Here is a 6395-nt window from a genome sequence, read left to right on the forward strand (position 1 = left end):
AGTCTCTTTTTACACAAATAGTTGCTGCAGCAAGCCTCTTTTAAAGCTTTGCGTTTGGGTTATTTGTTGGCTGGTACTTTCTATTTTAGCATCGATACTCAATAAAAAATTGGCTATTTTTTGTTGTTCGGGAAATGAAGGAAGGTTTAATTTAAACTCTTTCAGCCAACCTGTGTTTAGGTTGTTCTTAGCTCCTCCAGCAACCTTTTGCTCTAATTGCCTCCAAAAATAATCAGAATCCATCCAAATCCTCATAAAATAATTGGATGCTTTCTCATTTACCCTAAAAACCCCAAGACTTACAAATATTCCAAACTCAATATCCTCTTCAATAACTTTTGGATTACCAAGATTGGAACCTACTCTTGTAAAAAGAATATCCCCCTTTTTCGGTTTGGTGCTTTCAGGCATACTTTGAAATTTTTCCTCACTTATGTATTGAATATTGTTATAATCAATAAATGCACCCGAAATATTTTTAGAAGATAAAAAAGGTCTTCCCGTTGGTTGATACTCTGGTGTATGTGTAAGACCAATCAATATTTTTCCAGTATCTGCAAAAAAAGTATCTTCCCAATCCGCATAATCATTTCCATTCTCGTCTTTAAACCGCAATTTACCTGAGAACAATTGTTGCATTACGCCTTTTTTATATTGTTCTAATAATTCCGCCTTTCGGGAAAGTTGCTGGATTTTTTCATCGACTGCACTTAAAAAAGAAGCTATTTTTTGTTGTTCTGGGAGTGGCGGGAACGGAATCAAAAGTTTTTTAATATCTCCAAGTTGTAAATCCATTATTGTTGATTGATTTACTCTAGAAATAGCGCTTCGGTAGAAATTTCGGGTTTTAAAATAGTGTAATATATAAAGGGGTAAATTTTCGTTTATATTATTTACTCGAATTACTGCTATATTTTGAGTAATAGCAATAGGTATGTTTTCGGTAAATATTGCTGAAAAACCAATAGTTCCTGTTTTAGTTAAAAAAACATCTCCTTTTTTCGGTTTCGCTTTATCAGAAAGTTTATCAAAATCAGAAAAACTAATTTTAGGAGCAATATCAATATTTACTTTCCCAGAAGTAATTTCTCTTGCAGAAATTAACGGTATTCCATCCTCAATAAAATCAGGTCTTATTGTTAATCCATAGGATATATGATTACATTCACTACCAAGGGGTTTTATTGACCACTTCCCGCAAAACTCCTGAAAGCGTAATTTCGGAACTACCGTTTTATGATTCATAGCAGGGTGTTTTTTGCGTTAGGGATAGAAGTGAAAATCCTTTTTGAGAGGCACGAACAAAAAGATTGCAACGCATAGCCCGACCCGCTAGGGAAACGCTAAAAATATCATTCATAACTTGATTGTACTTGTTCATCATTAAAATGGGGTTTCGATTCCTAGTTCCGTACAAAAACCTTCGATGGTAGCATCAGTCGTATCAGCAAGAACAGCTAATTCTCGTAATTCGGTGGTTATGGCTTTTAAATCTATGGCTTCTTCCTCTTCAAACGTATCTACATATCGCGGAATATTCAGGTTGTAATCGTTGGTTTCCACTTCGCTTAAAGGCGCAAGATGGCTGTACTTCTCTTCTTCAGTACGATTTTCGAAAGTGCTAATGATTTTATCAATGTCCTCTTTACGCAATACGTTTTGGGTCTTCACCTTCTCGTAATGTTGACTGGCATCTATAAACAAAATGTGTTCGGTATCCGTTCGCTTTTTCTTCAAAACCAAAATACAGGTCGGGATACTTGTTCCGTAAAAAATATTGGCTGGCATACCAAGGACGGCATCGAGGTAATTCTTCTCTTTTATTAAATACTGGCGTATGTGTCCTTCGGCACCACCACGAAACAAAACTCCGTGGGGCAAAACAATTGCCATAGTTCCATTATCATCCAGCTGGTGTACCATGTGTTGCACAAAGGCAAAATCAGCTTTACTAGATGGAGCGAGTTTCCCATACCCCGAGAAACGGTCGTCGTTCATAAACAAAGGACTCGCACTCCAGTTAGCCGAAAAAGGAGGATTAGCCACAATGGCTTCAAAACGCAGGTCTAAATGGAGCGGTCGCTCTAAGGTGTCTTCGTTCTTGATATCGAAACGCTTGTAATGCACATCGTGCATAATCATATTCATGCGACACAAGTTGTATGTGGTAGGGTTCATTTCCTGACCGTAAAAAGCACTGACGTTCTTGACTTCTTTGGCTACACGCAGCAACAAGGAACCAGAGCCACAAGTGGGATCGTAAACGCTCTTGAGTTGGTCTTTGCCTGCAGTCACTATTTGTGCCAAGACACTACTTACTTGTTGTGGGGTATAAAATTCACCTGCTTTCTTTCCTGCACCACTGGCAAACTGTCCTATCAAATATTCGTAAGCATCGCCCAGAACGTCACTGTCTGTGTTTTCCAGATCAAAATCGATTTCGTCTAGATGCACAAGGACTTTTACGATAAGTTCGTTTTTGTCGGCTTCAGACTTTCCTAGTTTGTGAGAGGTTAAATCCAAATCAGCAAATAGGTTTCCAAAATCTTCTTCGCTCTCAGCACCCATAGTACTTTGCTCAATGTGCGTGAGTACTTTTGCCAAGTCGCCCAGAATGAAATTGTTTTTTCCGCCTGCGTTTCCTCTTTGCGCTAATTCTGAAAATAAATCAGCTGGTTCTAAGAAAAAGCCCAGTTTGTCAATAGCGAGTTGTTTTATTTCCTGCATCAGTAGTGCCTCGTCAGCATGTCCTATGACTTCTTGAAAGGTCAAACCGTCTGGTTTTAGTATGGTGTTCGCATACAAATCCATTTTAGTACTCAGGTACTTGTAGAAGATAAAACCTAATATGTAATCTCTAAAATCATCGGCATCCATCTTCCCACGTAGGGTATTAGCGATGTTCCAGAGTTGTTGTTCTAATTTTTGTTTTTGTTCTGCTGCCATTCAGGTTTTAATGTTGTTTAATGTATACTGTTTTCGAGTCCCAAGATAGTGTAATTGTATTTCTCTAGGTGGTCTAAAAAGGGTGGTTTAAATTAATTGCAATCGGTCTTATTTGCTAAAAGTAAGAATTACCATTGAATCTGATCTGTTTTAAATCTATAATTGTAAAATAACATGATTTTTGGGGATATGGCAATACCCAGTTTTGGTGATATTCTGAATAAAAAAACCGCTCGTCTCTGAACGGTTGTAACAAATAATTCCTGTGTTTAGCTATCATTAAAATATAAAAGGCGTTCCGTTATGGTTCGCCTTTTGAAAAAAGAATTACAGCTATCTATTTTTCTTCAAAATAGAATTCATGAGTTTTAATAACTTCTCCTCTACCCATTTGGACTAAATCTCCAGTTTCTTTTAAAAAAACACCTAAACTTCTTTCATTATAAACTAATTTCATGCTCGACGAATAATCGGCCACTAAATACATATCACCTTCAAGTTTAAAAAATGGAATCTCTAATTTACTTTTTATTTTTATGCCTTTATTTACAATGACACCTTTAGATAGTTTTTCTCTAATAATAGTTTCATTTTTTTCTTCAGATGACACTTTAGAATACGATACCATCATATTCATCCATTCATCACCGTCAATCAAAAACCATTTTACTTTATTGAAATCAATTCCAGTTTCAGAAATCCAACCATAGCTCGTAAAACCAAATAAAACTTGTTTCTTACCGTCTAACAATGGCTCATCTTTTGGAGTAAACTCTTGAATTTTAAAAGAAATTACTGAAGTTGAGGATATGTCTTTCAACTTTTTTCCGTCGAAATCAAGTGTTTTTAATGAAAAACTTTTTAATTCAGGATGATTAGACAATACCCATTGGGTTGCTGTTAATTCTGCCCTTTCTTTCATTTCCTCTACAGCTGCTATTCCAGCACCTATAGCCATAAGTCCACCAGCTATTCCAGCTATTGCAGCTGCATTACTAGTTTGAGCAGTCGAATACTTCGGAATAAGTAAAACGCTGATAATTAAAATTAAAATACTTTTTTTCATAATTGATGTTTTTATATTGTTTTGAGAACATTTATTAATAAATCAGCACAACATTAAAAAATATTTGCTAATACTTTGTTTTAGTAATCTTTCGGTTGAAATAAGTTTCTTAGTTGAACCTTCTTTTAGTTTTATAAACTCTTCGTCATAACTTTTATCGAAATAAAAAAACAGCGACAAAGACAAAAAACAAAACTTTTTATTCATTTTTCAATAGGAATATCATTAATAAAGATTGTAAATAAAGTCTTTTCCAAATTGTTCTGCAATACCCACTTTTAGTGATATTAGGAATAAAAAAAATGTTTTTGTTTTATAACAATTCAAACTTTAAATTTAATGGAGAATTCATTAAATAAGCAGACAACGTCATCACAGGGGTGCGCGGAAGAGGAAAATCTTTTGCAGCTAAATATAATGCTAGCAAAATACGGAACATCTGCTTATGCAGGATGTGAAGTTTTTAACGCAATTTATAATCAACACCTTAAATGCTATGCTTTAACTATAGACATGGCACAATAAATATCTTTGGTTCAAAAAAGCGACAAAGGGAAGAAAGAAAGGCAATACTATTCTCAACAATAGATTTTAAAATTCATATTTTAAAATCTATCGGATAGCTTTGATATTTAAAATTAAATCATCAAACAAATCCCGTTGACCGTTGTTAAACTAGACTGAACCCAAATAGTGTCCAAACTTTTGGATTCAGTCTAACTGGCATTGTTTGTAGCATCTCATTTAAAAACTTTTTCCTTATGCTTACAGGTTAAATATGACTTGTCAAATCGAGTATTATTCTTAAAAAGAAAAGATAAATTAGCAAGACCAATAATCGATGCATCAACTGTTGTTTAGACCGATTCCTCCACCCTGCTTGATTGTCATAATTCACAAAATATATTTTTAAATCTGCTTGGTTTTCATATTTAACGAAGAATATCTTTTTATTAGCTTGATTAGCATATTCAGTAAAAAACCAACTACCATCATTCTGACCCGCTTGATTATTATATTTGACTTTAAACACTTTTAAATCCGCCCTGTTTTCATATTTAACGACAAATACTTTCACATCAGCTTGGTTTTCATAATCTACTGAAAATACTTTCTGTGCTTGACAGAAGCAGTTAAAGCAGAAGTAGAAGGATACTTGATAAAATGAGGTTTTTCATTTTTACTGATATTTTTGAAAACTCTGTTTTTATAGAAGTTGAAGTTTCAATTTAAAGAAATTGCAAAATATTCTCATTGTTTTTTTAGTACACTTTTAACTAAGATTTACATAATGTAATTATATTTTTTTAAGTTTTTTTCTATGTTAGCTATCCCTTCCAAATTAGTGAGATTTTCACAGCCAATAATGTTTAATTCTGTTAAATTAACACAATTAACTAAACCATTAAGATTGGTTAGTTTTTTACAGTTTTGAACACATAATTCAGTAAGTGTAATGCAATTAATTAAACAATTAAGATTAGTGAGATTTTTACAATTTTGAATATTTAATTCCAAAAGTTTAGTGCAATTGATTAGGCCATCCAAATTGGTAAGGTTTTCATTCCAAATAAGACTTAACTTAGTTAAATTGGTACAATTACTTAAACCATCGAGATTGGTTAAATAAACATTTGTCAAAAGGTCTAATGCCTTTAGATTAATACAGTTATTTAAATCATCCAAATTAGTGAGGCTTTTACATAATTTAAGGTCTAGTTCTATTAAATTAATACAGTTATTTAAACCTTTTAAATTGGCGAGCTTATCACATCCATAAAGGTTCAATTTTGTTAGGCTAACACAGTTGGCTAGACCATCCAAATTCGTGAGGTTTATGCAACCACTAAGGTCTATATCCTTAAGATTTTCACAGTTGGCTAAACCATCCAAATTGTTGAGATTTTTACAACCACTAAGGTTTAATTCTATTAAATTGACAAATTTAACTAAACCATTAAGATTGGTTAAGTCTGAATTATTAATAATTAATTTTGTAATTTTTCTAAGACCATCAAAATTGATGAATAAATGAGAATCATTGAGCTTTAATTTTGTTAAATTAACACAGTTGGCTAAACCATCCAAATTGGCTAAGTTTATACAGCCACTAAGGTCTAAATCTGTAAGATTTTCACAGCTGGCTAAACCATCTAAATTAGTAAGGTTTTTACAACCACTAAGGTTTAAATTGGTAAGATTTAAACAGTTTGCTATACCATCCAAATTGGTGAGTTCATCACAATATTGAACATTCAATTTAGTAAGATTTACACAGTTGGCTAAACCATTTAAATTGATGATGCTTTTACAACCACTAAGGTTTAAATTGGTAAGATTTAAACAGTTTGCTATACCATCCAAATTGGTGAGTTCATCACAA

At 33.2% G+C, this 6395-nt stretch carries 5 protein-coding genes and 1 pseudogene; 1 reads left to right on the forward strand and 5 read right to left on the reverse strand.

Annotated elements, in window-relative coordinates; translation table 11 throughout:
- Positions 1-9 precede the first annotated feature (9 nt).
- The 3 genes from ACEN2H_RS14485 to ACEN2H_RS14495 form a co-directional block, all read right to left on the reverse strand.
- On the reverse strand, positions 10-1245 hold the full coding sequence (locus ACEN2H_RS14485) for a restriction endonuclease subunit S (RefSeq protein ID WP_441733568.1): 1236 nt from the start codon (positions 1243-1245) through the stop codon (positions 10-12).
- Positions 1246-1383: 138 nt separating this feature from the next.
- Positions 1384-2946 (reverse strand): type I restriction-modification system subunit M, encoded by a 1563-nt coding sequence (locus ACEN2H_RS14490; protein ID WP_441733570.1) that lies wholly within the window; start codon positions 2944-2946, stop codon positions 1384-1386.
- A 337-nt stretch (positions 2947-3283) separates the two neighbouring features.
- Positions 3284-4012, reverse strand: coding sequence for a hypothetical protein (locus ACEN2H_RS14495; RefSeq protein ID WP_441733572.1), 729 nt, complete (start codon positions 4010-4012; stop codon positions 3284-3286).
- A 339-nt stretch (positions 4013-4351) separates the two neighbouring features.
- Between ACEN2H_RS14495 and ACEN2H_RS14500 the strand changes: the two genes are divergently transcribed.
- A complete protein-coding gene (locus ACEN2H_RS14500; RefSeq protein WP_441733574.1) occupies positions 4352-4537 on the forward strand; it encodes a hypothetical protein in 186 nt (61 codons plus the stop codon).
- A gap of 247 nt (positions 4538-4784) precedes the next feature.
- On the opposite strand, the pseudogene ACEN2H_RS14505 reads toward ACEN2H_RS14500, so the two are convergent.
- Together ACEN2H_RS14505 and ACEN2H_RS14510 are read right to left on the reverse strand one after the other, a co-directional pair.
- Positions 4785-5129, reverse strand: a pseudogene (locus tag ACEN2H_RS14505) (DUF6150 family protein); the annotation flags it as partial.
- 167 nt (positions 5130-5296) lie between these two features.
- Positions 5297-6395 (reverse strand): hypothetical protein (locus ACEN2H_RS14510; RefSeq protein WP_441733575.1); only part of this gene is annotated, 1099 nt, incomplete at its 5' end.

Source organism: Flavobacterium sp. W22_SRS_FP1, assembly GCF_052113685.1.
GTDB lineage: Bacteria > Bacteroidota > Bacteroidia > Flavobacteriales > Flavobacteriaceae > Flavobacterium.

Coding starts and splice junctions, on each gene's coding strand:
- ACEN2H_RS14495 (WP_441733572.1), bottom strand. CDS start 4,012: ATGAAAAAAAGTATTTTAATTTTAATTATCAGCGTTTTACTTATTCCG.
- ACEN2H_RS14490 (WP_441733570.1), bottom strand. CDS start 2,946: ATGGCAGCAGAACAAAAACAAAAATTAGAACAACAACTCTGGAACATC.
- ACEN2H_RS14485 (WP_441733568.1), bottom strand. CDS start 1,245: ATGAATCATAAAACGGTAGTTCCGAAATTACGCTTTCAGGAGTTTTGC.
- ACEN2H_RS14500 (WP_441733574.1), top strand. CDS start 4,352: ATGGAGAATTCATTAAATAAGCAGACAACGTCATCACAGGGGTGCGCG.